This is a genomic window from Pseudoalteromonas sp. ECSMB14103 (genome assembly GCF_000813065.1).
Taxonomy (GTDB): domain Bacteria; phylum Pseudomonadota; class Gammaproteobacteria; order Enterobacterales; family Alteromonadaceae; genus Pseudoalteromonas; species Pseudoalteromonas marina.
The window spans coordinates 994354-1021011 of record NZ_JWGY01000001.1; the positions used below are offsets into that span (position 1 = coordinate 994354).

Sequence of the window (26658 nt, forward strand, 5' to 3'; positions counted from 1 at the left end):
TTTTATGCCGCTTTTTTATTTTACAAATTATAAACAGCAGGCATAAAAAAACCGCTTAACGCGGTTTCTTTTAAAATCATTAATGTTGATTAAACAACACCGCGCGGTAGGCGACAGTCATGATCTTTACGCGCTAGGATTACAATCCACAATTCTTCTGCGGTGTAACCATCTTCACTTTGAGTAACCAAAGTGAATGGCGCTTTTTTCTGAGCAGTAACAGGCGCAGCTTTTTTGGTTTTAGTTTTTTTAGCTGGCGCTTTTTCAGCAGGTGCCGCTGTTGCTTTACCACTGCTTAATTCTTTAGTTAGCTCAGCTACGTCAGCTAGGCGTAAGTTTTTTCCGCCATCGATGCTGTACCAGCCTGGTTTAGTTGTAATTTCAGGTTTTTTACCATTAGCAGCTTCATACGCTGCTTCAAAGGCAGATAGTACTTCTGTTTTGTCTAGTTTGCTCATCAGAGACCCTATACGTTGTGAACACAGATAAAGAGAAGCTATTTATACCTATTTTGAATCAGTTTTTCAATTTTTTGCGATTTTCCTTCCATTTTAAAGCAATAAACGCCAAAATTTGCACAAAATTCAGTGCAAAGTAAGGTTACGCGTATGCAACGTCAAGAATTTAACCAATTATTAAATGATATTTTAAAGCCTCACAATATTAAGGATTTTTGCCCAAATGGATTACAAGTTGAGGGTAAAAATGAAATAAAAAAAATTGTTACCGGAGTAACAGCGAGCCAAGCTTTAATTGACGCTGCAATTGATGAGCAAGCAGACGCTATCTTGGTCCATCATGGTTATTTTTGGAAAGGCGAGTCTCAACCTATCACCGGGATGAAAAAGCGAAGAATAGCCGCCTTATTGGCTAACGACATTAATTTATTTGCTTATCACCTCCCTTTAGATATTCACCCAGAGATTGGTAATAACGCGCAGCTTGCAAAATTATTAGATATTGAAATTCAAGAAGGGCTTGAACCTGTTGCTAACAGTGTTGCAGTGAAAGGGCGCCTTAAAACAGCGCTAAGTGGAGATGAATTTGCATCAAAAATAGCTAAGGTACTTAACCGAGAACCCCTCACAAGCTTAGTTCGTTCAAGTAAAATACAAACTATTGCGCTGTGCACTGGTGGAGGTCAAGGTTATATTGATTTAGCTGCTGAGCAAGGTATTGACGCTTATTTAACAGGTGAAGCGTCTGAGCAAACTATTCATAGCTCACGAGAACAAAATATTGATTTTTTTGCAGCAGGGCATCATGCAACCGAACGCTACGGTATAAAAGCTCTGGGCGAGCTACTTGCCCTGGAGTACGGTTTTGAGGTTAGCTTTATTGATATTGATAATCCTGTTTAAGCTACTGTGATATTTAAGATTATTAATTTTAGTACTCGTTATATTTTAAAATTTAAAGCCTTGAATTTAACGCCAGTTAAATAGGGGCGACAACGGATAGTGTACAAGCTCTGCTCTAATAGACTTTATTTACTTATATTGAAGTGAGGGCGTGTTTAAATTTGTTGTCTAGTGAGTTGAGTATAAATTGAGAGTGTTCAGAGCGTGGGAAGTAGACACGCTTTCTTTATATACACTGCTTAAATGAAAGCGAATAAAATAAACCGGTTGTAAAAGTAAGGTAAGTGGTTTGGTCTCTCATAAAGATCTTTTAATTTACTTAATTCGTTATGTATTTCTAGTTTTATTAAAAATGACCTTATAAGGACCGCAATGGAAGGTGTTTTAGCTCTACTTGAGCAGTACGGCTTATTTGTTTACCTATTGCTATTTGGCTATTGTGCATTGAAAAGCGGCTGGTTACCTTTATTTGCAGGTTATGCTGCTCAAATCGGCGCGCTTGATATTAAATTAGTTATTTTAGCTACTTTTATGGGAGGGTATATTGGCGATGAGATACGGTTTGCTCTTGCAAGAGCTTATGGCACTTCATGGCTTGAAAAACCTAATAAAATTGGTCAACTATTTCAAACAGCGAGTGCGCTTGCTAACCGTTACGGCAAGGCTTACATTTTTTTATATCGATACCCCAAAGGTATGCGCACAATTGGAGCGCTCCCTGTAGGGCTAACCGATATATCTTGGCCCCTATTTAGCACCTTAAATGCCTGTTCAGCTGCTTTATGGGTCATTATTTTAGTTGGCGGAGGCTATACTTTTGGAGCTACATTTGAGTCTATAGGTGTAGAGAGCTTAACCGCACTGAGTATATTATTGTTAGGGATATTTTTAGTTATACTCTATCGGCTTTGGACAAAACACCCACCTACAAAAACAACGACAGTAAAGTGACGTTATTGTTTAACAAAAAATCTAGCGAAGAGCTTTACCCACATATCATAAATTATTGATACTTTGTGTTTTGCTCGATAAACATTAAGTATAAACAAATCAAATTTACAGGTTAACAGTTGGCTTTATGCAAGTTGTTTAAAGTGCCTCAGGGTTTAGCCATCGACGGACTTTTATCCACGTCGTTCCTACAACTTCATGGCTGTATTGCGTTACGGCTAGTAGCGCTTGCGCATTTGGAACGAGCTGTTTATGAAAAGGAAGCGCTGAAAAATTGTGAAAGTCAGTTGCTGCAGGAATGGTTATTACACCTTGGGCTAAAAACAAGTCCTGGGCTCTTGGCATATGCAATACCGAAGTTACTAACGCTACTTTAAAATCAACTAGCTTAGGCGCCAGTAGCGCCGCTTCTTGCGCTGTATCCATTGCCTTTGGGTTTTGCAAAAGCCTATTTTTATTAATGCCTAGCTCAATGGCGGTTTGATACATCAAGCTGCTGTTAGTAATATTCTCATAACCGCCGCCAGAAACAATAAGCTGTGATTTTGGGTAGTACTTAGCGAGTTTGACTCCTTCAACTAGTCGGGTTAGCGCGCAATTACCTAATTGGTTATTGGCACTTAAGACAGGGTTAGGATTTATATCGCACCCAAGCACTACTATTTTGTCTAATTCTGGGTGTTTTGAAGGGTGAAAAGAAAGGCTTGTTGGCTCGTTGTTTTTTAAAATCAGGTTAGCAACAAACGGTGTACTGATTGCCAACAATGTTGAAAGTCCAAAAAATGCAATTACTAAAGAAAACTTGCGACCCTTAAATGCCAAAAACAAAGCTATAAATGTAAAAAGACCAAGTAAAGGGAGCGGCATAAGCAAGCCGCCAAGTAACTTTTTCAAAGCGAACATAATGAGCAACATAAAATCAATAATGTAAGTTATGTTACTCATTAACGAGTAGTTTATCGACCGTTATTTAACTTACACGTATTTAAAAAGTGGCGATATACAGGGTTATCTTTCATATCTTTTTTCATCGCTAAGTACATTGGTCGAGTTAAACCTAGTGCACCTAGTGGAATCGATTTGATGAGTCCTTGGCTTTCATATGGTGTAACCAACCAATCAGGTAATGCAGCTACACCCATTCCAGCACTTACTAGCTGAAAAATTAGTAGTCCTTGATCTACGTTTTTTAACGTCCCGTCAAAACGTGCATTTTGAATGAAATGTTTAAATATATCTTGGCGTTCGCGCGGAATAGGGTAAGAAATAATAGTTTCATTCTTTAAGTCTAACGCTGTAACGTATGCTTTTTTAGCAAGATCGTGATCAGGTGCAACAATTAATTTTAACTTAAAGTCGAATAAATGGGCATACTCTAGCTTATCGGGTTCACGAATGTCTGATGTGAGTACTAAGTCTAATTCATCGTTAAGTAAGTCTGGAATTGCGTCATAACTAAAACCACGTTCATAGTCAATTTTTATATCTGGCCAAAAGTTATTAAAATCTTTAATTGTTGGAAGTAGCCAGTGAAAACAAGCATGGCATTCAACACTTAAGCGTAATTGTGAAATTGGCTGATTAAGGCTCTCTTTTAAACGACATTTAGTTGCTTCAATTTTCGGCAGTATTTCGTGGGCTAACTCAAGCAATAACATGCCTTGCGGGGTAAAACGCACAGGCTGCGTTTTGCGTTCAAACAGCTGGCAGTCTAACTTGTTTTCCAAGTCTTTAATTTGATGTGATAAAGCCGACTGAGTTAAGAATAATTCGCGGGCAGTATTCACTAATGAACCGGTTTCTTTAAGGGTTGCAATAGTTTTTAAGTGTTTTATACCAATCATCTTTAATAATTCTCATGGAAAATTTGAGTAGTGCTCATTATTTTTCAATACTACGCTTATATAAAAAACGTTTCAACGTCTAGACGTCTAAATTAAGCTAATAAATATAGTTTTACTGATTAATATTTTTATAGTTTAGCGTAAGTAACTAGATTAAAGCCGATTTTTTCTGCTTGTATTAATTTACTTCATGTTTAAAGGTGAAGGGACTGGTATAAAAAATTTTTAACTCGCTTAGTTAACTAACGCAAATAGATAGAAAAGTAGTGACCTTTGTAGAAAATAAAAATACTTTGGAGTATATGAAGGTTGATCTTTGGTGAATGATTTTACAGCTGTCAGTTTTTTATTAAGGCAAACATAATTTATGTATTGTGGTCATTCCTAATAAATAACCAATAACAAACCCAAAAGTATGTTGTCCTTTGGGTTATTTATGGGGCTATTTGCTATTTGTTGCTGGGTATTTATTTATCCCACTGGGTTATATACCTCGCGCCGCGCTCTAAGTGCCCCAAGCCTTAACTTTACAGATGTGGGGCTAAAGTGGTTGATTAATTAGTAATATAGCTTCTTTTGCTGGAACTGGTTTTGACATTAAATAACCTTGTCCGTATTCACAATGCGTAGTTTGCAAAGTCTCTAGCTGTCCGGTGGTTTCAATTCCTTCAGCAACAACTTCAAGTTTTAACGACTTAGCAAGTGACAAAATAGCCTCAACCAAGGGATTTGTTGAATCTTGTACATGATCGATGAAGCTTTTATCAATCTTCAGAATATGAATGGGGAGCTGGTGTAAGTAGCCTAGCGCAGAGTAACCTGTTCCAAAATCATCAAGACATAGTTTTACTTTTAGAGGTGAGAGCCCTTCGATAATTTGTGTGGCGAGCTCTAAGTTTTCTATTAATCCAGATTCGGTTATTTCTAAGCACAAAGAACCTAAAGGCAATTGGTATTTGTTATAGATAGCGTGGACCTGAGCTACAAAATCTAGGCTTGCAAAATGACGCGATGATACATTTACTGTCACTTTTAAGAAACGATGACCTTGTTGGTGCCACTTTGAAATATGCTGTGCAGCTAAGTCGAGTAGATGTAAATCCAGGTTGATTATTTGGCCTGTTTTTTCAGCAATAGGAATAAAGTCATTAGGTGAAACAAACCCTTTTTTAGGGTGGTGCCAACGCACAAGTGCTTCAAAGCCAATAACGTGGTTATCTAAGATTGTAAAAATTGGCTGAAAGTAGAGTTCAAATTCGTTGTGTTCAATACCGTGCTGTAGGTCGTTTTCTATGTCGGCGTGTGTTTTAAGCTTTTTTCTCATTGTGTTGTTAAAAAACTTAACTTGTCCGCGGCCTGTTGATTTAGCCTCGTACATAGCGGCGTCTGCTTGTTGCAGTAACAGGTATGCTTTATCGTCAACATTATCAGTATAGGCAATACCTATGCTGGTAGAGGCTTGCAATAAATGGCCATCAACATTTATTGGTTTAGAAAGTGCTTCTTTTATGCGCCCTAGTGCCTCTTTAACTTGATTACGATGAGTAATGTTTTCCATTAAAATAGCAAACTCGTCGCCACCCAAGCGTGAAAAAGTGTCGGTGTTACGAACTGTACCTTTGATCAACTCACAAATTTTAATTAAAAAGTGATCGCCAACTTCGTGGCCAAGCGCATCATTGATGCTTTTAAAGCGGTCAAAATCTAAATAAAGTAGGGCATGAACAGTGCCTTTTTTTACACGCGTTAAGCGTAAAATTGCATGCTTTATTCGTTCAATAAGTAATGAACGATTAGCAAGCCCTGTTAATCCATCATGTAAAGCTTTGTGTTCAAGCTCCTGTCTAGCTAACTGCCTATCTATTGCCATACTTATTTGCCTGCTCACATAGGTAAGCAAAGCACTATCGTGCTCATTATAATGATGTGCCTCATGATAACTTTGCACAACAATGACACCACTCATACGTTCATTGGCTTTAAATGGTACACCTAGCCAAGATTCGGCTTGACGACCAATTAATTTAAAATGACCTTGCTCTATATGATCAATGTAGTCTTGTTTTGTTAATAACATCGCTTGGTCAGTTTGCAATAAAAAGTAAGACGCGGTGTCTTTAAGTTGTTCTTTAGAGATTTTTTGATGTGTGTTTGTTTGTATTCCAGCTTCAACAATGTAAACAATATCAAGGATGTCGATTTGTTTATCGTAAAGGCCAATAAAGAAGTTATCAGCCCTTAATAAGCTATTAATAATAGTGTGCAAAGATTCAAAAAATGTATCTAAGTCACTGGCTTTATAGGTTAAGTTGGCTATTTGAAGAAGACTGTTTTCAAGCTTTTGCGCGTCATTTAACTGCTCTACAGTCGATTGCAGGCTATTTACCATGTTGACTTGGTTTATTTTAGCGCTTAAAAGGTGTGCCACTGTTGTTAATATTTCAAGGTGTGCATTAGTAAAGTAGTTCATAGCTGGGTGTTCACAATCAATAACACCTAGAATGCGGTCTTTATATACAAGAGGCACGCAAAGCTCTGATTGAGCAGGGCGTTCGTCTGCAATATAACGGCTATCTTTTGTGACATCGCCTAAAATTATTGCCTTTTTTGTTGTTGCAACAAAACCTGATATCCCTTCGTTAAAATTAATTACTTTTCTTTGGGCTTTGTACTTATATCTTTGGCGATCGATTCCCATAGAAGCAACAAGATTGAGTTTAGAGGCTGATTCATCAGCAAGATAAATAACACAGTCAACAAATCCAAGCCGATTCACAACTTGGGTCGTTACATATTCAAATAGCTCATCTAAGGTGTCTAGCTGTAATAGGCTTGATGAAAACTGATTTATGATACTTAGCTGATCTGTTTTTACTTCAAGCGCTTTGGAGGTATCGATACTGTTCGACATAGGCAAAATTTATTATTCTTTTTTTATGAACACCACATTAAGTTAACCTAATATCAACTGTTCTACAAAATAAAACGATAAACGTTTTAACAAAGCTGTAAATAAAATAGGGCAAATTAGTAACCGATTATTTTAATAAAATCTTTACTCGAAAACATCATATGCCTATGATCACATAAATTCAGCTGTGGAATGAAGTGATGACCAGTAATAATACAAACTCTGTAAAAACGTTAACTATTACCCGACCTGACGATTGGCATGTGCATTTACGCGATGGTGATCAGCTTAAAGACACTGTGCGCGATATTAGCCGCTATATGGGGCGCGCTATTATAATGCCAAATTTGGTTCCTCCAGCGACCTGCACGGACACCGCTTTAGCTTACAGAGAGCGTATAATGGCTGCTAAGCCACAAGGTAACTTTGAGCCCTTGATGGTGCTATACCTTACTGATAAGACAACACCTGAAGAAATAATTAAGGCTAAGGCATCAGGCAAAGTATTTGCTGCTAAACTATATCCTGCCGGCGCGACAACCAACTCTGATTCAGGAGTAACGTCCGTCAAAAATATATATTCAGTGCTTAGCGCTATGCAAGATGTTGGTATGCTTTTGCTTGTACATGGTGAAGTGACGGATTCTTCAATTGATATTTTTGACAGAGAAAAAGTATTTTTAGATACGATTCTAGGTGATGTAGTTAACGACTTTCCAGAGCTTAAAATAGTACTTGAGCATATAACAACAAAAGATGCGGTTGATTTTGTCAATAATGCGCCAAGTAATGTTGCGGCAACGATTACTGCCCACCATTTACTGTATAATCGAAACCACATGTTAGCAGGGGGGATTCGTCCTCATTATTACTGTCTGCCTATACTTAAACGTAATATTCACCAGCAAGCACTAATGGCTGCAGCTACGAGTGGCAGTAAAAAGTTCTTTTTAGGTACTGACTCAGCGCCTCATTATAAAGATAAGAAAGAAGCTGCGTGCGGTTGTGCAGGGGCTTACACGGCTCATGCTGCTATTGAGCTTTACGCAGAAGCATTTGAAGAAGCTGGTGCATTAGATAAGCTAGAGGGCTTTGCAAGCCACTTTGGGCCAGACTTTTATGGTTTAGCGCGTAATAGCGATACAATTACACTGCAAAAGTCGCCTTGGACTGTGCCTGCAAGTTATACGCTTGGTGATTCTGAAGTCGTACCAATAAAAGCAGAATCCGTAATTGATTGGGCTGTTTTAAAGTAAAATTAAGTATTTGAAATCAAAGCCGCTTACTTAAGCGGCTTTTTTTATGTAAATATTTAGGCTCACGGCTTGTAAAAAAAGTTGTAAATTGGCTTGTTACTTAATCATTATTTCTTGTTTGTTTTAGTATGAACAGAAATCAGCCTGCTAAGAGTTAACAATCGCTGTATTTTTATTAGGATTTTATAATAAATATTACAATAATATTTTATTTTTATTTATTTTAATCAATGTCTTATCTATTTTTAGTCACGGAGTAAGTTTTTTTAGAAATTATTTTCAATTAATAGAGCGAAAAAAAATAGAATGTGTTAATCTTACTTTGCTTTGAGTTTTTATGAATTGAATTTACGGATATTGTGCTGCGTTTAAGGTTACCAGTTAGGTTATTACTTGTTCCTGTACTATACCTCTATTTTATGAGCATTGACTCAAGGAGGCTATTGCCACAATAACGTGGCAGAATTTTTAATTATTGACTTACAGGAAAATTTAGTATGTCGGTTTCTGGTAAAGTAAAGTTTTTCAACGAAGCTAAAGGCTTTGGTTTCATTGAACAAGAAAACGGTCCTGACGTGTTTGTACACTTCAGCGCAATCTCTGGTTCTGGTTTTCGCACTCTTAGCGAAGGTCAAGCAGTGACATTCAGCATCAAACAAGGTCAAAAAGGCCCTGAAGCTGAGAACGTTGAAGCAGCATAATTTTAATTATGTGAACTCATGTTCATCTTGGTGAAGCAGGTCTCTGTTTCACCATTATTCCTTAAAATTTCTCACATGCTCAGTAAATTCCTCATATACCCATAAACCACTATACCTCCAATCATTAATAGCGCTCATTTATTATATCTAAACTCCAAAAGACCATTATGTGGTTTAATTTTGCTATAAAACCTAATTTTAATTAAATACGCTAAACAGAATTCTATGTATTATTAATTTTGTGCTGCCTATAAATTTCTAATATTTTTATTACCTTCCTAGATTAACTTGCAAGTTTTAGAAGTATTAATATTTACAAAACTCAGCCTCAAACTGGATTATATGGATAAACGACAAAGCCTAGAGTTTGGATAGTGAGCTAAGAAGTAACATACAGTGAACTTAGGCAAGACTCGGTTTGAACATCATAAGAATAATTAACTAAAGTAAGCTTTTTTTAATGTTGATTGTGCCCAAGCCATTAATGAGGCCTTATTTCGTCTATCAGTGTAGAGCGTTGCTTGATTGTAATTGAGTGTCAAAAAACCTTCACAAATTCAATATTGAAATCCTTCTATTAGCTTTACAACTTCCAATATGTGTAACGTTTGATTTTTGTGCGTTAAACCGTTCCTTTTTTGAGTTAAAGTGCTTAAAAATGATAAAAAACCGTCAAATAGAGCCCCTAAAAGAGTTTTTTTTTAAATGTTTTTATTTTTTTTTTACATACATCTAGTTTGAACTAAATGTTGCATTTATGTTGTTTGTTTAGAGGTCTATCCAGTTAAACATCAACCTTATTGGGGTTTGCTAGGATTGTTGATAATACAGTTGGTTGCAATAATGTTAACATTTTATTGGTGCTACTTTAATGTAGTCCATCGGCAGGTGATTTATTTGCTAATTACACCTAACATCAAGTTGACAGCGCTTATTGCATTTAGCATTATTGAAAGGTTGATATCTATTAAAAGATATCAGGGTTGTTCTCCTCGGAGGATAATTAAATTATAAAAGTAACATTACTTAATTGGTTGGGAACTATGTCTGTTAAAATCAGAAAGAGTCTTGTAGCAACAGCGTTGGTTGGCGCTTTTGCATTTGCAAGCAGCAATGTGATTGCAGATCCTTTGAATGACGTGCAAAAAGCAGGTCAACAAATTCAAAAGGCTGCTGTTAAGTCTCAAACTAAAATTGACAATGTATATGGTCAAACTCAAGAGCTAATCGCTGAGTACCGTAGCATCGTTGATGAGACTGAACTTATGAAAGTGTATAACGATCACGTTGCACGTTTGGTCGCTGACCAAAATGCATCGATTGAGTCGTTCGATCGTCAAATCGCGACTATCGATAACACTAAACAAAACGTTGTGCCTTTGATGTATCGCATGATCGATACGCTTGAGCAATTCATCAAAGCGGACGTTCCATTCAATCTTGAAACGCGTCTAGGCCGTGTTGAAAGACTTCGTGACATCATGGCATCTGCCTCTGTTACTACGTCTGAAAAATTCCGTCAAGTTCTTGAAGCATACACAGTTGAAACAGCTTACAGCTCTGCAGTAACTGCTTCTCAAGGTACGCTTGAAATTGATGGCAAAAATATCAACGTAGATATCGGTCGTTTAGGTCGTATTACTTATGTTGCTCAGTCTTTTGACTTGAAACATGCTTGGGTGTGGGATAACAACACTAAACAGTGGAAAAAATTAGGTGAAGAATACCTAAAACCTGTTAAAGAAGTGATCCGCATGGCACGTAAGCAAGCGACACTAGAACTTGTTAAACTACCAATCTTTGGCGCGGAGTAATCAATAATGAAGAAACTATTTAAAGGTTTTGCTGTTGCAGCAGTACTATCTGTTTCTGCAGGTACCGCGCTTAACGCACACGCAAACACTGACGCTTTAGACAAAATTCTTGAGCAAGTTAAGCAAGAGCGTATCTCAGAAGGTAAGATCAATAAGCAACGTGAGCAAGAGTTCTTATCAGAACGTGCTGACAAGCAATCTTTACTTAATAAAGCTAAAAGCCAACTAGCTGCTGAAAAAGCACGTGGTGATTCTTTAGCTAAGCAATACGCACAAAACGAAAACACTTTAGCGGAAAAAGAGCAAGCTCTTCAAAATGCTCAAGGTACGTTAGGTGAGATGTTCGGTGTTGTACGTCGTGCAGCGCAAGACGCTATCGGTTCTATCGAAGCATCTTTAGTAAGTGCTGAAAAGCCAGGTCGTGCTGAAGTACTTCGTTCATTAGCAGCAGCTAAAGAACTTCCAACAGTTCGTGAGTTAGAAGAGCTTTGGATTTCACTTCAAACAGAAATGACAGAATCAGCAAAAGTATCTACTTTTGAATCTGAAGTTGCTGGCCTTGACGGAAACACTGCGGTTAAGAAAATCACTCGTATTGGTAACTTTAACTTAGTTGCTGACGAAGGTTACTTAATCTACTCGCCAGAAACAAAGTCTATCCAGCCTTTAGGTAAACAACCTGATAGCTACATTTTAGATGGCATTTCAAACCTAGAAGCAACATCTTCTGATAGCTACGCGGGCGTTTACATTGACCCTACACGCGGCGCAATCTTGCGTATTAATACGCAGAAGAAAACGCTAATGGAATACTACCACCAGGGTGATACAGTTGGTTACATCATCACTGTACTACTTGCTGTAGGTCTATTAATCTTCTTAGTTCGTTTCCTTGACTTAGCGCTTACTACTTCTAAGATCAAATCACAACTTAAGAACTTGTCTACACCGAATACAAACAACCCACTGGGTCGTATTCTTAAAGTGTACTCTGACAACAAATCTCAAGATGTTGAAAACCTTGAACTTAAACTTGATGAAGCGATTCTACGTGAAACGCCACGCATCGAAGCTGGTATTAATATCATCAAGATCCTTGCTGCTATCGCACCATTACTAGGTCTACTAGGTACGGTAATCGGTATGATTTTAACGTTCCAAACAATCACATTGTTCGGTACGGGCGATCCGAAGATCATGGCTGGTAACATCTCTCTAGCACTTGTAACTACAGCGCTAGGTCTAATCGCAGCATTACCACTTATTCTACTTCACTCTATTGTTGCAAGTCGTAGTAAGTCGGTATTACATATCCTTGATGAGCAAAGCGCGGGTATCGTCGCTACTCACGCGGAGAAGGAGAAAGCCTAATGCTAGTCCTGATGGAGATATGGGAATCTATCAGGGATTTTGTTGGCACAGGCGGCCAGGTTTTATACGTGGTCGCGATAGCACTCTTTCTGATGTGGGTTTTAATGATTGAGCGCTATTGGTTCTTACTTGCAGAGTTTCCTCGTTTAACGAAGGATATTGTTGCTAAGTGGGATGCCCGCCAAGACACTACGTCTTGGTACGCACACAGAATCCGTGAAGCATGGATTTCTGAAGCGTCTGAAAAATTAGATCAGCGTATGTTGTTGATTAAAACATTAGTAGCTGTTTGTCCTTTAATAGGCTTACTTGGAACTGTAACGGGTATGATCGCGGTTTTTGAAACCATGGCAACCCAAGGTACTGGTAATGCACGTTTAATGGCATCAGGTATTTCAATGGCAACAATCCCAACAATGGCTGGAATGGTTGCGGCACTATCTGGAGTTTTCTTTAGCTCACGCCTTGAGGCAAGAGCGAGAATGGTGAAAGCCAAACTTGTAGATAGCATGCCTCATCACTAGAGAGAGAATTAAATATGGCACGTAAACAACGTTTTCGTGAAGAAGAAGAAGCAGCGGTAGATATGACACCAATGCTTGACATCGTATTTATCATGCTTATTTTCTTTATCGTAACTACATCGTTCGTTAAAGAGGCTGGTATCGAGGTCAATAAACCTAAAGCTGCCCAAGCTACGAAGCAAAAAAATGCAAACATTTTTATTGCTATACGCAGTGATGGCGCAATCTGGATTGATAAGCAGCAAGTTGACGTTGAACGTGTTTCAGCGAAAATTGAAAGCTTACTAGCGGAACAACCTACTGACGTTGTAATTTTGCAAGCTGATAAAGAAGCAAAACACGGCACAGTGGTTAAAGTTATGGACCAGATTAAAGCAACGGGCGATAACCTAAGAATTTCAATAGCTGGAGATCAGTAATGATTCGTTTTCTGTTTTCACTGATTGCAGGTGGGGCAGTTACTTTCGGCTTGTTCTACTTCATGGCTTACCTCATCTCTGGTGGGGCTGACCGTAATACGGAACAAAAAGAGCAGATCATAGTCGAAATTATGACGAATCCGCCTGAATCTAAGGTGCAGGAGAGGAAGCGTGTACCGCCTCCGCCTCCGCCACCGCCAAAGCAGCCGCCTAAACCGCAGCCGCCACAGCCGGATACTAATCCTAACCCAGGTGCAATGTCATTTAATATGCCAAGCATCAGCGTGGGGAGTTCTGCTGGTGGACTAAGTGGTCCGGGTGCATTTGGACGAGATGGTGATGCGACACCTATCGTTCGTATTGAACCAAAATATCCAACGCAAGCAGCGCGTGATGGTAAAGAGGGTTGGGTACAACTTTCGTTCACAATTGATGAGTTAGGTGGGGTTATTGACGTTGATGTAATCGACGCAGAGCCTAAACGTATCTTTGACCGTGAAGCTAAACGTGCACTTCGTAAGTGGAAATACCGTCCGAAAATCATTGACGGAAAACCACAAAAACAAGTTGGTTTACAAGTTCAACTAGACTTTAAACTTAATCAGGGCTAAGGAGGCGAGTAATGAGAAATTTATCTAAAGTAACTGCTCTTGCAATTCTTATGTCTGTGTCAGGTGTAACTTTAAGTTCATCTGTATTAGCGGCGCCAGATTACGCAAAAATTGAAGAGCGTAAGAAAGCAAAAACTAAGATCATGGGCGAGCGTACTGGTAAAAAAGTAATTAAAGCGTTTGAATTGTACAACGAAGATCAGCTTGACGAAGCCATAGCATTGCTGAGAGAGATTGACCCTTCAGATGAGTTTGATAAAGCGACTGTAAATCGTTACTTAGGTAGCATGTACGCGCAGAAAGAAAACTACGCTGATGCAATCAAATACAGCAAGCTAGCAGTAGCGCCTGATATTTTGAACTTTGCAGACCATGAACAAACACTTAAGTTATTAGGTGATTTGTACGCGGGTACTGAGAAATACAAAGAAGCAAAAAAAGCATACACAGCTTGGATGGACTTCACAGGTGAGGAAGATCCAACTGTATATACTCGTATTGCGCAAGCCAACTTTCGGTTAGAGCAATTCAGTGATGTTTTTGAGCCTGCTAACAAAGCAATAGCTCTTCAAAAAGAGCCTAACAAAGGCCCTTACCAGCTTAAACTTGGCGCATACTTTGAAACCAAAGATTTTGCTAACATGGTTAAAGTGGGTGAAGAAATTGTTAGAGTTTGGCCTGATGATAAAAAAGCTTGGATTGGTTTAGGTAAATACTACCTACAAACCGAGGATTATCAGAAAGGCCTTGCAACAATGGAAGTGGCTTTCAAAAACGGTTACTTTGAAAACGAAGTTGAATACAAAGTACTTGCTAACTTTTACTCTTTAAATGAAATTCCTTACAAAGCAGCAGTAACGCTTGAAAAGGCAATTAAAGAAGAAAAAGTTAAACGTACTAAGCAAAATGTCAACGCTGTTGCAAGTAACTATCATCGCTCTAAAGATATAGAGAAAGCTGCTAAGTATTATGAAGAAGCTGCTAAATTTGATGACGACGCTGAGCTTTACCGCAAAGCAGGTTCATTACTTTTACAATCTGAGAAATTCAGTGCTGCCGTTGTTCGCTTGAACAAGGCGTTAGAGCTTGGCTCTGACAAAAAAGGTACAATTTATTCAGATTTAGCTGAGGCGTATTACTACCAAGGCAAGTATAAGCAAGCTTATGCTGCTATTGTTAAAGCTATGGACGACCCACGCACACGTAAGTTTGCAAAAGGTTGGTCTACTTACATTAAAGATAAAGCCGCTCGCAACGGTGTTAAAATTTAATATTAGTTAACATTAGCAATTTTTAAAAAGCCCCTCTGGGGCTTTTTTTATTAGGATCACTATGTATAAAACGTTTTTTGTATCATTGTTATTGTTTTTAAATCTTGTTGGTTGTACTGATAAGAGTGATAGTTTTAGTTCTTTTGATGAGGCACGCAGCGCTTTAAAGTCTTTAAATACTGTGTTGATATTAGGTCAAGAAACAAATAATAAAAAAGTTACAGAAGAAAACATTGTTTACTCGAACGAATATCTTGATAAACGTCACGCTATTTATCAGCAATTGATGACGATGAAGTTAACACCTAATCAAATTACCCAAGTTAATTATTTGGTTATTGCAGAACGATTTCCTGAGCGTTTTTTTCCTTGGCCAGCCCAAGTAGACGTTCTACATAATATGAGTTTATTTAACCGTTCAGCTAGCACCGTTGAGCAAACTATTAGTTGGCTTAAATTTACACAAGCTAAGTTAGACATTGCAAAGCAAAGTAATCTAAAACTAAACAAGTTAGAGTATTCTTTATTACAGGAATATGTAGCGCAAGCTATCGAAAACAAGGCTACACAAGGTGCAATTAAAAGCCATATCAGAGCTTTTTCTAATTATTTGGATAATTATAAGCCTAGAGGGAGTGTTGGTTTAAGAGGGCTTTCTAATGGTTCAGAGTGGTATCAGAGTAAACTCAATTATTATGGCAACGCGGTTAACTCGCCTTTAGAGTGGGTTGTTATTATTAACGAACAAATTAAAGCGCTTGAAAGTGCAGTTATTAATGTCAAATTTAAACAAAATCACACCAAATCATTTGTTGTGCAATATTTATCTAAAGAGCCATTGATTAATGGACTTGACTGGCAAACACATTACTTAGACTTGCCTGCTATGGCCAGCAATACAAAACTGTCTAATAAGGACAAGTTGCTCATGCTTACAATGATGGAAACAGATATAGGTATTCATTACCATGCATGGACAATTGAACAGGCTAAAGTTAATTTGTCAAAGCGTCTTAAAGTGTCAGAACAAACCGCGCAATATTTAGTTGAAGATATTATTCTTTATCCAGGACAATCGTTTAGTTTTTGTGGTCAGATTTGTTATTAACCCAGGGGTTGTTTATTTGCCGAGGCTTATGGGAATGCAAAGCCTCGATGTGTAGATACATGTTTTTTAATACGTAATTACGCAGAGTATATTTTAACATACCCTGTTATTTTTTTGAGTTCCGGCCGGGGCAGTTTATGTTTAGCTGCCTCTAGTCAATATAGGTAATGGGCATGAGTAATGAGTAGGGTGCAGGGGTTTTGCTCTGTTTTTACTTGTCTACTGGCTCAAAAACTTTGCACCCCGGTTAAATCAATTTCAAAACTAATATGTCTACAGGCATTAGCTATATAAAGTTATAACTAAGACTTTAAACATTAGTTAGATGTTCGTTTAATTGCGCATTTTGTACAGCGCTGTGTTGCAGGGTCTTTTTGAAGTAATGCGGTTGCAATTTTGTCTTCACAATCACAACAATAGCCGTATTGACCTATATCAATTTGACTCACTGCGGCCTCTAACATAGTCATACGATTAATTAAGTTTGCATACTCAGGGCCGAGCCTTTTTGCAGCAAGATCTAACCATTCATTATTTGCTGTATGTTTTAATGTGGTGATCAAGCCTTGATGGGCGGGGTGGGGCGATTTAGAAAGCATAACAAGTATGTTTGATTTAACTTGTGTTAGTTCATCATGTAAGCGCTTTTGGTGGTTCATTATCAGTATAACCCTTTTACATTAACTGCTCGTTATACTGATATTATCTAATTGCTTTTAATTATCTGTCATGATTTGAATCAAGTTGTGGTGCTTTTGCGTATTTTTTTAAAACGGCAGATACGTCTTCTTTGGTTTTTAACCTACGAATTTCATCAAACAATGTTATTGCTTGCGGATATTGACGCTTTAAATAACCTAGCCATTGCTTAGTTCTAGATGCAAAATATTTTTCATCTTTAGCTGGATCATGATGAATAGCTGAGTGTATTAAGTGATAAAGAACATGCTCCCATTCTAAACCCTCGTAGTTCTCATTGTTGACATGTGCCTTTATTTTTTTTGCTAAATCAGGATGAGATAGGGCGCCTCTGCCAAGCATTAAGTCGTTACAACCGCTTCTTTTTTGGCAAAGCACTGCGTCTTCAACTTGCCATATTTCACCATTAGCAACTACGGCAATATTTTTACCTTTTATTATAGGAGGTATCTTTTCCCAATATGCTGGTGGGTTGTATCCATCGCGTTTTGTTCTTGCATGAATTGCTACGCTATTAGCGCCAGCACTTACAACCGCATCAATAATTTCTTGGCTGTTACTGTCGTCATCAAATCCTAAACGTATTTTTGCACTGACTTCATGTTTTGAATCTACCGCATCTCTAACCGCTTTAATTATGGTATACATATGCTCGGGATCTTTAAGCAAAACGGCACCACCGCGGCTACGGTTAACCGTTTTCGCAGGACACCCAAAATTAAGGTCAACACCATGGGAACCCAAATCAATCGCTCTCACTGCGTTTTCAGCTAATGGATTAGCTTCTTGTCCAAGCAATTGTATACGCACCGGCGTGCCTGCTCGGGTATAGCCATTATTATTTAGTTCAGGGCAGTATCGATAAAATACTTTTTCAGGTAAACGTGCTTGAACAACTCTTACAAATTCGGTCACGCATAAATCAAACCCGCCAAGGTCAGTTAGCAGTTGGCGCATTTTAAAATCTACAACACCTTCCATAGGTGCTAAAACAAGTTTCATAAAACTATTATATTATTAAAAATAAGGGCGCTAGTTTACCTTTAAATTGCATATTGATAAATCTGTAATTGTTACTCATAGTTAAAGTGAGAATGCAGGGGGCAAATTTTTCGAATAAATAAAAATAAAATGAAAGTTTTTATTTCATCACAGGTCTACTTAAACATACACGCAATTTAAAACGATATTTACATTGCAATGACTTACACATTGAGTATAGAGAGCAAAGATAATGAATACAGTAAAAAATAATACAATCGCATTAACATTAGGTGCAGTAGTAGTGGGTTCTGCGAGTTTAGTATCTGCTGATGTACAAGCAAACCCGTTTGAATTTCAGCAGCTTGTTTCAGGTTATCAATTAGACGCTGCCGAAGGCAAGTGCGGTGAAGGCAAATGTGGCGGTGACGCAAAAGGTAAAAAAGAAGGCAAGTGCGGCGAAGGTAAATGTGGCGGCGACGCAAAAGGTAAAAAAGAAGGCAAGTGCGGCGAAGGTAAATGTGGTGGCGACGCAAAAGGTAAAAAAGAAGGCAAGTGCGGCGAAGGTAAATGTGGTGGCGACGCAAAAGGTAAAAAAGAAGGCAAGTGTGGCGAAGGTAAATGTGGTGGCCGTTAATTTCTTAATTTAATTAAGTTATGCTAAAGGGCCACGGGCCCTTTTTTGTTAATAGTAGAGGCAGTTATGACACAAATGCACAGTTCGGGATTTGGAATGGTTGGCTTAGGTTTGCGCCGTGAAATGCTAGATGAGTTATTAGAACACGTTCCAAAGCAAATTGATTTTTTAGAAGTTGCGCCTGAAAATTGGTTAAAACTGGGCGGCCGATTTAAAAAGCAGTTTAAAACATTAACCGATGCTAATAATTTTGTGTGTCATGGCTTGTCTTTATCAATAGGTTCGCCAGAGCCGCTTGATATTGAATTTATTAAATCGCTAAAAGCCTTTTTTGATCAGCACAACATTAAAATGTTTAGTGAGCATTTGAGTTATTGCTCTGGTCAAGGCCATATGTATGATTTAATGCCCATCCCTTTTACCAAAGAGGCAATAGCGCACGTTGTCCCCCGAATTAAGCAAGTTCAAGATATTCTTGAACGACCTGTTGCGATGGAAAATGTATCTTACTACGGTGCGCCAGGCCAAGAGTTAACTGAACTCGAATTTACTACTGAAATTTTAGAGCAAGCAGATTGTAAATTGTTGCTTGATGTAAATAATATTTATGTTAATTCGATAAACCATGGTTATGACGCAAATACTTTCTTAGCTGGCTTACCTACAAAGCGTATCGCCTATGGGCATGTTGCGGGACATTATAATGAGGCTAATGATTTGATAGTCGATACTCATGGCGCCGATGTTATTGATCCAGTCTGGGAGTTACTTGATAAAGCTTATAAGGTACATGGTGTATTTCCAACGCTTCTTGAGCGAGACTTTAATATTCCAGAGATAAATGTACTCACTAAAGAGCTTGATATTATTATTCAGTTGCAACAAAAGTATCTAAATCCTGAGCTTTCAAAACAACGAGCTTAAAGTTAACGCGAATCAGACAGTAATGAGTATCCAGCTATGAGCTTTATAGATGTTCAAAATGAATTTATGGCGCACATACGTGAACCAAAAAAAAATAAAAAGCCAACTGATATTGAAGATAGACGCATGGCTATATATCGCGACTTATTCTTTAATAACATAGAGGGATTCATTTCTTCTGGTTATCCAGTGTTAAAAACGCTTTATAGTGACAAACAATGGAACAAATTGATTAGGCAGTTTTTTAGTGAATATAATTGTCAATCACCATACTTTTTAGATATAGCAGGGGAGTTTATTAATTACTTGTCCAGTAGTTATAAAATGAAAAACTATGATCCTGCTTTTATGTTAGAGCTTGCGCATTATGAATGGGTAGAGCTTGACGTTTCAATAGCAAACGAAGACCCCAATGAGAGAAAACTACAACAAACAGCGTTAACTAAAAGTCCATTATTTCTATCAAGCGTAGCGAGAAATTTGAGTTACCAATATCCAGTGCAAACTATAAGTGACCAAGTCCGGCCAAAAGAACCATCGACTGTACCTAACTATTTTGTTGTTTATAGAGATGAAGAAGATGAAGTACAGTTTTTAGCAACTAATGCCATGACGGCTTTATTACTCTCTATCATTGAAAGCGTTGAGGGCATTACATTTGATAACCTCTGCCAACAGGTGATTATGCAGGCTCCTCAGTTTAACGAAGAGCAAATAACACAAGGGGCGCTTGTGACACTCAATGCGCTGATTGAACGCGGTGTAATCGTGACAAAAAATCAAGATTAAGGCCTTTATTGATGTTTTTACATCGTCTATCATGGCAGCCTTATTTATCGTGCTTAATAAAAGGTTGTACCATGTCAGATGATAAAGATTTTAAAGATCCGTTTAACGCTACTTATTTTATTGCTTTTCTAGCGGTATTTGCAGGTATTGGTTGTTTAAATGCAATTTTAGGTTGGATCACTAGCTTAACCTAAAACGTATTTATAGTTTAAGGCTGTTGTAAGCATCAGCCTTAATGCTTTGCTTTTCTATCCTCTATAACTGTTCAATATTTTCGTTAAAGTCACAGCAAACTCGCAATTAAAGTTCACTTAAGGTTATAATCACCTGCTTTGTAATATCAACCATTGAGCAGTAAAACTTATGACTCAAGTAACACCAGCAATTATTAAAAACAGCATTGCAACAATTGCTGATTATCCTAAAGCGGGCATTATGTTTCGCGATGTAACTACATTAATGGCCAACCCTGAAGCGTTCAAGGCTACTATTGATGCATTTATAACCGAATATAAAGACCAAGGTTTTACAAAAATTATTGGCACAGAATCACGTGGCTTTATTTTTGGTGCACCTTTATCTTATGCTTTAGGTATTCCTTTTATTCCAGTGCGTAAGCCTGGCAAATTACCGCGCGAAGTTATTCGCCAAGATTACCTACTAGAATACGGTGAAGACACGCTAGAACTTCATGTTGATGCAATTGTACCCGGTGACAAAGTACTTCTTGTTGATGACCTTCTAGCCACTGGCGGTACTATTGAAGCGACTGCTAAACTAGTTAAAAAGTTAGGCGGTGAGGCTACTGATGCAGCATTTGTTGTATCACTGCCTGAATTAGGTGGCGAACAACGCATTGAAAAAATGGGTATCAAAATCTTAAAGTTGGTTGAATTCGAAGGCGAATAATCGATGAGTTATCAGGTTCTAGCGAGAAAATGGCGTCCACAAACCTTTCATGAATTGGTTGGGCAGTCTCATGTTAAACAAGCGCTTGTTAATGCGCTTACACAAAATAGACTGCATCACGCGTATTTATTCACTGGAACCCGAGGAGTTGGTAAAACAACTATTGCGCGTATTTTTGCAAAAAGCTTAAATTGCGACGAAGGTATTTCGGCATCTCCTTGTGGGCAATGTAGCAGCTGTACAGATATTGAAGCAGGGCGCTACATTGACTTGCTAGAAATTGATGCTGCCTCTCGTACTAAAGTAGAAGATACGCGTGAAATACTTGATAACGTTCAATACGCACCTACGCGCGGGCGTTACAAAGTATACCTAATAGATGAAGTTCACATGCTTTCAAAGCATAGTTTTAACGCGCTTTTAAAAACGCTTGAAGAACCGCCAGAGCATGTGAAATTTTTACTCGCAACCACCGATCCCCAAAAGTTACCCGTTACTATTTTATCGCGATGTTTACAGTTTAATCTAAACGCTTTATCGCAAAGTGAAATTAAAACACAGCTTCAACACGTTTTGACTCAAGAACAACTACGCTTTGATAACGATGCACTTAGCGTTATTGCAAAAGCTGCAGATGGCAGTATGCGCGACGCGCTTAGCTTAACCGATCAAGCCATAGCACAAACGAATGGTGATATTAATAATCAAGCGGTTCAAGCTATGCTTGGTTTAATGGATACACACTACAGCCAAAGTTTATTAGCAGCATTACTAAGTCAAGATGGCGCTGCGCTCATGAGCGAAATAGCAAATGTAGCGAGCAAAAATCCAAATTATATAGCGTTACTTGATGATTTAATTTCATTAACGCACTTAACCCAGCTTACCCAATTAGTGCCTCAAGCTGCTGGGCTTGATGAGACCAATGCTGATTACATAAAACACGTTGCAGAGCACACCAGTGCGCAGCAAGTGCAGGTTTATTACCAGTTACTTTTAAACGGTAAAAAAGATTTACAATGGGCCCCTGAACCACGTTTAGGGTTCGAAATGATTTTGCTGAGGTTACTTGCATTTCAGCCTGCAGGAAACGAAACTCAGCAGGGCGAGATAAGTACGCCTCAATTGCCGGCACGTAACACTGAAAGCCGAGCCAATGCACTGCGCGATATTTTAAGTAAAAATAAGCCTGAAAGTACTAATAACGCTGCTAATCATAGCGACACAAACACTGTACAGCAACCAGCTGAAAAATCGATTATAAGTGCAGAACAGCATGAGCAAGTAACCCCCACTGTTACTGACACGCCTGTTGATTCTGCTCACGTAGAGCATTTACAGGTTGAAAACGAAGAGGCTCAAACTGAAACGAGCCAAAATACACCTGCGAAGCAAATAAGTGATGAGCAAGCACAGCGTAACAGCGAAAATGAAGCGTACATGCAGCACAATGATGTAGAGCAAACATTAGCTGCACAATTCGATGATGTAATGAGTAGCGCGCTAGATCAAGGCTTTAATCCTCAAACTCAAAGTACAACGCAACAGGCTGAAACTCCAAGCGCTCCAGTCTCTTTGGATGCATCTTCACTGCATGATAAAGAGTCTCAGGCACAATCGGCCATTGCACGCATCTTACGTGACAGAAATATATCAGGTTCAGGCAGGTTATCGGGTAATAATATAGCTCAGCCGCCAATGTCTGAAAAACCTGAAACTGCTAATAATGAGCAAAATAACAGGCTGGTTGGTTCGCCAATTGCAGAGCAAAGTGAAGCCACTAATAAAGATATACACACTCATTCTGAAAACGCAGAACACCCGCTCGCGGCTTCTGTGCAATCTACTAACCCACCGCCGTGGGATGACTACAATACAGGCGAGCATGAAAAAAAGTCTGAGCTCCCTGATAGCGGGAGCCAAGCAAAACGCCCCAGTGTAGTCGCTACAAAAGCACAAAAAGTTGATTTTAAAGCTAAGCATCAAACAATCACTGAAAATTTAGCGCCTGAGTTACTAGAACAAATTAATCCTCAAAGTGTGCCTGCTCCAGCTCCACAAGAGGAAAGTATTCCGGTTCCAGATGATTTTCAAAGCCCAATAAGTGAAATAAAGTTTGCTCATCAGCAAGACGAGTGGGCTTATTTGATAAAACGTATGGGGCTGGGTGGACGAATGCGCCAATTTGCGCTGCATTCAATTTTTACGAAGCAGGGAAGTAACTTACATATAGATGTTGATGAATCGCAAAAACACCTAGATACGCCAATGCTTCGCCAAAAACTTGATGCCGCATTATCGAGTATTTACGATCACAATGTGTCGCTGAGTATAAAATTTGCTCAAGGGGTTATCGATTCGCCTTATTTAATTCAACAAAAAATAGATGCAGGGCGCCATCAGCAAGCAATAGATGTGATCACAAGTGACGAAAACATAGTACAATTTCAACAGTTATTTAGCGCCGAAATTGACGAAAACAGTATTCAGGCATTGTAATTACATACAATCGCCCTTATCTTCATGACAATTAAAGATTAAAAGAAAGAGAGAAAATTATGTTTAAAGGTGGAATGGGTAACATGATGAAGCAAGCGCAGCAAATGCAAGAGCGCATGCAAAAAGCCCAAGACGAAATTGCAACAATGGAAGTTGTTGGTGAAGCGGGTGCAGGCTTAGTTAAAGTAACCATGCTTGGTAACCACAATGTTCGTCGCGTAGAGCTTGATGAAAGCCTTATGGAAGACGACAAAGACATGATTGAAGACTTACTTGCAGCGGCATGTAACGATGCTGTGCGCCGTGTAGCTGAAGAAACGCAAGAACGAATGAGCAAAGTAACTGGCGGTATGCAATTACCACCAGGTATGAAAATGCCGTTTTAACAAACAATGCAACTTTCAGATAGTTTAAATCAGCTTATTGAAGCATTGCGGTGTCAACCGGGTATTGGCCCAAAGTCTGCACAGCGTATTGCATTCCATTTGCTTGAACGTGATCGCAAAGGTGGTACACAACTAGGTAGCGCGCTTACTAAGGCAATGACAGCAATAGGTCATTGCCAAACGTGCCGAACTTTTTGTGAGCAACCTCAGTGTGACATTTGCTTGAGCACAAAACGCCAAGACAGCGGTACGTTATGTGTTGTTGAGTCGCCTACTGATGTACTTGCCATTGAGCAAACGGGTCAGTATTTAGGTTTATATTTTGTCCTTATGGGGCATTTATCACCCATTGATGGTATTGGCCCTAAAGAAATAGGCTTAGATGTTTTAGAGCAAAAACTTTCTCAAGGCGGCATTAACGAAGTAATACTAGCAACTAATCCTAGTGTTGAGGGTGAGACGACTGCGCATTATATTGCCCAGCTTTGCCACAAAAATAATGTGGGCGCCTCGCGAATAGCGCACGGTATTCCGGTTGGAGGCGAACTTGATTTAGTTGATGGTAGAACCCTAATGCATGCATTTAGTGGTCGCCGCGTGGTTACACAAGAATAGTTCATTAAAGCGACTGTTTGAAAAGATATGTAAAAGCCTACGTAATTAATTTATGTAGGCTTTTTTGTTTTTAAGGTAAGCTAGCTAAAAATAGTATGCAGTTAATTTGACGGCTAAGTAATCAAAGCCCTTTTTGAGATAGGTTTATTTAGAGTTAAAACGTAAGGATCACAATGAAAACGCATTCAACAAATCAAAGCGGCTTACTTAATAGTAAGCGATTTTTACCTTTGTTTATTACCCAGTTTTTTTCTGCCGTTAACGATAATGTCTATAAGCAGTCGGTGCTTATTTTACTGGTTTTTCAAGCTGCAACATTGGCCGATGGTGCGCTCTATTCAAACATAGCAGCAGGCTTATTTATTTTACCGTTTTTTTTATTTTCGGGTATGGCAGGGCAGCTTGCTGAGAAAACAGAAAAATCAAAATTAATCAGGTTTGTAAAACTTTGCGAAATTCCTATTATGGTTGTAGGGGCACTATCTATTTATACCCAGTCTATTTGGCTTATGCTCACCACTATATTTTTCATGGGGTTTCAAAGTACATTTTTTGGTCCGTTAAAATATTCTATTTTACCGCAGCACGTTGCCCCGAACGAATTAACAAAAGCGAATGGGTTAGTTGAATCGGGTACCTTTGTTGCCATTTTACTAGGGACTATTTTTGGGACTTATTACATTACGCAAAACGTAGGCCCCGAAATTATTAGCATTGCAGTACTCGTGCTCGCAGTATTAGGTTATGTGAGTAGCCGCTTTATACCAATAAGTGCAGCGAATGAACCTAACTTAGCGTTTACCTACAATATTTATACCTCTACAAAAAATGTGTTTTCAGCACTTAATTCACAAACAGAGTCTGTTGGAAAATCAGTCTTAGGTATAAGCTGGTTTTGGTTAATAGGCGCCATTGTGCTAACTACATTACCAAACTATGTTAAGCACGTAATGGGCGGTAACGAATTAGTAGTAACCAGTGCGCTGGTGGTATTTTCGTTAAGTATTGCTATTGGTTCTTTATTATGTGAAAAGCTTTCGCGTTCGCGTATTGAGTTAGGCATTGTGCCCTTTGGTGCCATCTTAATTACCCTATTTTTATACTTGCTCAGTACAGAGCCCGCTATTTTAAGTTATGGTGTGCAAATCGATGAATTATTAACCTTAAAGCAGGTATTAAATACTGGCGATATGCGCTGGCACTTTGTGTGGATGGCCGGTATTGGTATAGCATCAGGTTTTTATACTGTTCCTTTGTATGCTTTGATACAACAAAGAACAGAAGAGGCGTGTCGGTCTCGTGTTATTGCCGCTAACAACGTACTTAACGCGCTGTTTATGGTGTGCAGTGCCATTTTAAGTATTGTGACATTGTCTATTTTAGAGTGGAGTATCTCAGAATTATTGCTTTTACTTGCAGGGTTAAACTTACTGATTTCATTGTATATTTATACCAAAGTACCTGAGTTTTTCTTGCGTTTTATTATCTATATTTTAGCTATTTGCATGTATCGCGTGAAAACCAGAGGCGAAATAAATATACCAGAGGAAGGTGCAGCGGTTATCGTTGCCAATCATGTCAGCTTTGTTGATTGGATGTTTATTTTAGCAGCGTCACCAAGACCAATTCGTTTCATGGTTTTTGCGCCAATTTATTATTCTCCTGCTCTGCACTGGTTATTTAAAATGGCTAAAGCAATACCGATTGATAGCGAAAAAGCAAACCCTGAAGCTTTTAAAAAGGCGTTTGACGATGTTGCAGAGGCACTTGAACGCGGCGAGCTTGTGGGTATTTTCCCTGAGGGTAAATTAACAGGTGATGGCTGTGTTGATATATTTAGAAGAGGTATAGAGAGAATAATTGAGCGAACGCCTGTTGCTGTTGTGCCTGTGCATTTAGGTGGGCTATGGGGCAGTATGTTTAGCCGAAAAACAAAGTGGCAATTGCCTCGTTTAAAGTGGTCGTTAGTCTCTGTATCTGTTGGTGAGCCTGTTACGGCAAATAAAGCAAAAGCGGACAACCTGCGTGAACGAGTGTTAGATTTAAAACTACTTTACTCCAAAGAAAATGATTAATA

General features: G+C 38.6%; 26 protein-coding genes. 20 read left to right on the forward strand and 6 right to left on the reverse strand.

All coding sequences use genetic code 11. The features are described from left to right. Positions 1-89: 89 nt before the first annotated feature. Positions 90-458, reverse strand: a complete 369-nt coding sequence (locus tag RF53_RS04705; protein WP_039036733.1) for a hypothetical protein — start codon at positions 456-458, stop codon at positions 90-92. 150 nt (positions 459-608) lie between these two features. On the opposite strand from RF53_RS04705, the gene RF53_RS04710 reads away from it, so the two are divergent. Next, positions 609-1361, forward strand: coding sequence for a Nif3-like dinuclear metal center hexameric protein (locus tag RF53_RS04710; RefSeq protein WP_039036734.1), 753 nt, complete (start codon positions 609-611; stop codon positions 1359-1361). Positions 1362-1733: 372 nt separating this feature from the next. Further along, a complete protein-coding gene (locus RF53_RS04715; protein ID WP_039036735.1) occupies positions 1734-2312 on the forward strand; it encodes a DedA family protein in 579 nt (192 codons plus the stop codon). Between the two features lie 138 nt (positions 2313-2450). On the opposite strand, the gene RF53_RS04720 is transcribed toward RF53_RS04715, so the two are convergent. The 3 genes from RF53_RS04720 to RF53_RS04730 all read right to left on the reverse strand — a co-directional run bounded on the left by RF53_RS04720 (position 2451) and on the right by RF53_RS04730 (position 7067). Continuing rightward, positions 2451-3227: a YdcF family protein gene (locus RF53_RS04720; RefSeq protein ID WP_039036815.1), complete on the reverse strand. Its 777-nt coding sequence runs from the start codon at positions 3225-3227 to the stop codon at positions 2451-2453. A 41-nt stretch (positions 3228-3268) separates the two neighbouring features. Continuing rightward, positions 3269-4156, reverse strand: a complete 888-nt coding sequence (locus RF53_RS04725; protein ID WP_006792376.1) for a LysR family transcriptional regulator — start codon at positions 4154-4156, stop codon at positions 3269-3271. A 541-nt stretch (positions 4157-4697) separates the two neighbouring features. Further along, entirely contained in the window at positions 4698-7067 is a 2370-nt protein-coding gene (locus tag RF53_RS04730; protein ID WP_039036736.1) for a bifunctional diguanylate cyclase/phosphodiesterase, read from the reverse strand. 200 nt (positions 7068-7267) lie between these two features. Here RF53_RS04730 and pyrC point away from each other — a divergent pair, with 200 nt between their 5' ends. The 9 genes from pyrC to RF53_RS04775 all read left to right on the forward strand — a co-directional run bounded on the left by pyrC (position 7268) and on the right by RF53_RS04775 (position 16142). Beyond that, positions 7268-8323 (forward strand): dihydroorotase, encoded by a 1056-nt coding sequence (gene pyrC / locus RF53_RS04735; protein WP_039036737.1) that lies wholly within the window; start codon positions 7268-7270, stop codon positions 8321-8323. A 497-nt stretch (positions 8324-8820) separates the two neighbouring features. Then, complete coding sequence (locus tag RF53_RS04740; protein WP_006792379.1) at positions 8821-9024, forward strand: cold-shock protein; 204 nt, start codon at positions 8821-8823, stop codon at positions 9022-9024. A 1043-nt stretch (positions 9025-10067) separates the two neighbouring features. Further along, on the forward strand, positions 10068-10838 hold the full coding sequence (locus RF53_RS04745) for a DUF3450 domain-containing protein (RefSeq protein ID WP_006792381.1): 771 nt from the start codon (positions 10068-10070) through the stop codon (positions 10836-10838). Positions 10839-10844: 6 nt separating this feature from the next. Next, positions 10845-12209 (forward strand): MotA/TolQ/ExbB proton channel family protein, encoded by a 1365-nt coding sequence (locus tag RF53_RS04750; RefSeq protein WP_039036738.1) that lies wholly within the window; start codon positions 10845-10847, stop codon positions 12207-12209. Continuing rightward, positions 12209-12733: a MotA/TolQ/ExbB proton channel family protein gene (locus RF53_RS04755; protein ID WP_004588135.1), complete on the forward strand. Its 525-nt coding sequence runs from the start codon at positions 12209-12211 to the stop codon at positions 12731-12733. The genes RF53_RS04750 and RF53_RS04755 overlap by 1 nt, the downstream gene beginning before the upstream one ends. Before the next feature lie 14 nt (positions 12734-12747). Further along, a complete protein-coding gene (locus tag RF53_RS04760; protein WP_006792384.1) occupies positions 12748-13152 on the forward strand; it encodes an ExbD/TolR family protein in 405 nt (134 codons plus the stop codon). Next, positions 13152-13763, forward strand: a complete 612-nt coding sequence (locus RF53_RS04765) for an energy transducer TonB (protein WP_039036739.1) — start codon at positions 13152-13154, stop codon at positions 13761-13763. The genes RF53_RS04760 and RF53_RS04765 overlap by 1 nt, the downstream gene beginning before the upstream one ends. 11 nt (positions 13764-13774) lie before the next feature. Beyond that, the gene (locus RF53_RS04770; protein WP_039036740.1) at positions 13775-15034 is read left to right on the forward strand and encodes a tetratricopeptide repeat protein; all 1260 of its coding nucleotides are present in this window, start codon (positions 13775-13777) and stop codon (positions 15032-15034) included. Positions 15035-15095: 61 nt separating this feature from the next. Next, positions 15096-16142 carry a hypothetical protein gene (locus RF53_RS04775; protein ID WP_039036741.1) on the forward strand — a complete coding sequence of 349 codons (1047 nt, stop codon included), beginning with the start codon at positions 15096-15098 and terminating at the stop codon, positions 16140-16142. Between the two features lie 317 nt (positions 16143-16459). On the opposite strand, the gene RF53_RS04780 is transcribed toward RF53_RS04775, so the two are convergent. Together RF53_RS04780 and RF53_RS04785 are read right to left on the reverse strand one after the other, a co-directional pair. Continuing rightward, complete coding sequence (locus tag RF53_RS04780; protein WP_039036742.1) at positions 16460-16801, reverse strand: TraR/DksA C4-type zinc finger protein; 342 nt, start codon at positions 16799-16801, stop codon at positions 16460-16462. A 61-nt stretch (positions 16802-16862) separates the two neighbouring features. Beyond that, entirely contained in the window at positions 16863-17843 is a 981-nt protein-coding gene (locus tag RF53_RS04785) for a tRNA-dihydrouridine synthase (RefSeq protein WP_039036743.1), read from the reverse strand. Positions 17844-18075: 232 nt separating this feature from the next. Here RF53_RS04785 and RF53_RS04790 point away from each other — a divergent pair, with 232 nt between their 5' ends. The 9 genes from RF53_RS04790 to RF53_RS04830 all read left to right on the forward strand — a co-directional run bounded on the left by RF53_RS04790 (position 18076) and on the right by RF53_RS04830 (position 26656). Then, on the forward strand, positions 18076-18459 hold the full coding sequence (locus RF53_RS04790; RefSeq protein ID WP_039036744.1) for an HvfA family oxazolone/thioamide-modified RiPP metallophore: 384 nt from the start codon (positions 18076-18078) through the stop codon (positions 18457-18459). Between the two features lie 66 nt (positions 18460-18525). Further along, on the forward strand, positions 18526-19383 hold the full coding sequence (locus RF53_RS04795) for an HvfB family MNIO-type RiPP peptide maturase (RefSeq protein ID WP_039036745.1): 858 nt from the start codon (positions 18526-18528) through the stop codon (positions 19381-19383). A gap of 36 nt (positions 19384-19419) precedes the next feature. Continuing rightward, a complete protein-coding gene (locus RF53_RS04800) occupies positions 19420-20172 on the forward strand; it encodes an HvfC family RiPP maturation protein (protein WP_006792392.1) in 753 nt (250 codons plus the stop codon). Between the two features lie 71 nt (positions 20173-20243). Continuing rightward, the gene (locus RF53_RS19645; RefSeq protein ID WP_008132255.1) at positions 20244-20366 is read left to right on the forward strand and encodes a hypothetical protein; all 123 of its coding nucleotides are present in this window, start codon (positions 20244-20246) and stop codon (positions 20364-20366) included. Positions 20367-20535: 169 nt separating this feature from the next. Next, complete coding sequence (gene apt, locus RF53_RS04810; RefSeq protein ID WP_039036746.1) at positions 20536-21081, forward strand: adenine phosphoribosyltransferase; 546 nt, start codon at positions 20536-20538, stop codon at positions 21079-21081. A 3-nt stretch (positions 21082-21084) separates the two neighbouring features. Continuing rightward, the gene (dnaX, locus tag RF53_RS04815; protein ID WP_039036747.1) at positions 21085-23580 is read left to right on the forward strand and encodes a DNA polymerase III subunit gamma/tau; all 2496 of its coding nucleotides are present in this window, start codon (positions 21085-21087) and stop codon (positions 23578-23580) included. Between the two features lie 59 nt (positions 23581-23639). Beyond that, on the forward strand, positions 23640-23966 hold the full coding sequence (locus RF53_RS04820; RefSeq protein WP_006792396.1) for a YbaB/EbfC family nucleoid-associated protein: 327 nt from the start codon (positions 23640-23642) through the stop codon (positions 23964-23966). A 6-nt stretch (positions 23967-23972) separates the two neighbouring features. Then, positions 23973-24581: a recombination mediator RecR gene (recR, locus tag RF53_RS04825; protein ID WP_008132248.1), complete on the forward strand. Its 609-nt coding sequence runs from the start codon at positions 23973-23975 to the stop codon at positions 24579-24581. Between the two features lie 173 nt (positions 24582-24754). After that, positions 24755-26656 (forward strand): MFS transporter, encoded by a 1902-nt coding sequence (locus RF53_RS04830; protein ID WP_039036748.1) that lies wholly within the window; start codon positions 24755-24757, stop codon positions 26654-26656. Positions 26657-26658: the final 2 nt, after the last annotated feature.

Coding starts and splice junctions, on each gene's coding strand:
- RF53_RS19645 (WP_008132255.1), top strand. CDS start 20,244: ATGTCAGATGATAAAGATTTTAAAGATCCGTTTAACGCTACTTATTTT.
- RF53_RS04715 (WP_039036735.1), top strand. CDS start 1,734: ATGGAAGGTGTTTTAGCTCTACTTGAGCAGTACGGCTTATTTGTTTAC.
- RF53_RS04775 (WP_039036741.1), top strand. CDS start 15,096: ATGTATAAAACGTTTTTTGTATCATTGTTATTGTTTTTAAATCTTGTT.
- RF53_RS04730 (WP_039036736.1), bottom strand. CDS start 7,067: ATGTCGAACAGTATCGATACCTCCAAAGCGCTTGAAGTAAAAACAGAT.
- pyrC (WP_039036737.1), top strand. CDS start 7,268: ATGACCAGTAATAATACAAACTCTGTAAAAACGTTAACTATTACCCGA.
- RF53_RS04780 (WP_039036742.1), bottom strand. CDS start 16,801: ATGAACCACCAAAAGCGCTTACATGATGAACTAACACAAGTTAAATCA.
- dnaX (WP_039036747.1), top strand. CDS start 21,085: ATGAGTTATCAGGTTCTAGCGAGAAAATGGCGTCCACAAACCTTTCAT.
- RF53_RS04785 (WP_039036743.1), bottom strand. CDS start 17,843: ATGAAACTTGTTTTAGCACCTATGGAAGGTGTTGTAGATTTTAAAATG.
- RF53_RS04760 (WP_006792384.1), top strand. CDS start 12,748: ATGGCACGTAAACAACGTTTTCGTGAAGAAGAAGAAGCAGCGGTAGAT.
- RF53_RS04720 (WP_039036815.1), bottom strand. CDS start 3,227: ATGTTGCTCATTATGTTCGCTTTGAAAAAGTTACTTGGCGGCTTGCTT.
- RF53_RS04705 (WP_039036733.1), bottom strand. CDS start 458: ATGAGCAAACTAGACAAAACAGAAGTACTATCTGCCTTTGAAGCAGCG.
- RF53_RS04830 (WP_039036748.1), top strand. CDS start 24,755: ATGAAAACGCATTCAACAAATCAAAGCGGCTTACTTAATAGTAAGCGA.
- RF53_RS04790 (WP_039036744.1), top strand. CDS start 18,076: ATGAATACAGTAAAAAATAATACAATCGCATTAACATTAGGTGCAGTA.
- RF53_RS04745 (WP_006792381.1), top strand. CDS start 10,068: ATGTCTGTTAAAATCAGAAAGAGTCTTGTAGCAACAGCGTTGGTTGGC.
- RF53_RS04755 (WP_004588135.1), top strand. CDS start 12,209: ATGCTAGTCCTGATGGAGATATGGGAATCTATCAGGGATTTTGTTGGC.
- RF53_RS04770 (WP_039036740.1), top strand. CDS start 13,775: ATGAGAAATTTATCTAAAGTAACTGCTCTTGCAATTCTTATGTCTGTG.
- recR (WP_008132248.1), top strand. CDS start 23,973: ATGCAACTTTCAGATAGTTTAAATCAGCTTATTGAAGCATTGCGGTGT.
- RF53_RS04725 (WP_006792376.1), bottom strand. CDS start 4,156: ATGATTGGTATAAAACACTTAAAAACTATTGCAACCCTTAAAGAAACC.
- RF53_RS04740 (WP_006792379.1), top strand. CDS start 8,821: ATGTCGGTTTCTGGTAAAGTAAAGTTTTTCAACGAAGCTAAAGGCTTT.
- RF53_RS04765 (WP_039036739.1), top strand. CDS start 13,152: ATGATTCGTTTTCTGTTTTCACTGATTGCAGGTGGGGCAGTTACTTTC.
- RF53_RS04820 (WP_006792396.1), top strand. CDS start 23,640: ATGTTTAAAGGTGGAATGGGTAACATGATGAAGCAAGCGCAGCAAATG.
- RF53_RS04795 (WP_039036745.1), top strand. CDS start 18,526: ATGACACAAATGCACAGTTCGGGATTTGGAATGGTTGGCTTAGGTTTG.
- RF53_RS04750 (WP_039036738.1), top strand. CDS start 10,845: ATGAAGAAACTATTTAAAGGTTTTGCTGTTGCAGCAGTACTATCTGTT.
- RF53_RS04710 (WP_039036734.1), top strand. CDS start 609: ATGCAACGTCAAGAATTTAACCAATTATTAAATGATATTTTAAAGCCT.
- RF53_RS04800 (WP_006792392.1), top strand. CDS start 19,420: ATGAGCTTTATAGATGTTCAAAATGAATTTATGGCGCACATACGTGAA.
- apt (WP_039036746.1), top strand. CDS start 20,536: ATGACTCAAGTAACACCAGCAATTATTAAAAACAGCATTGCAACAATT.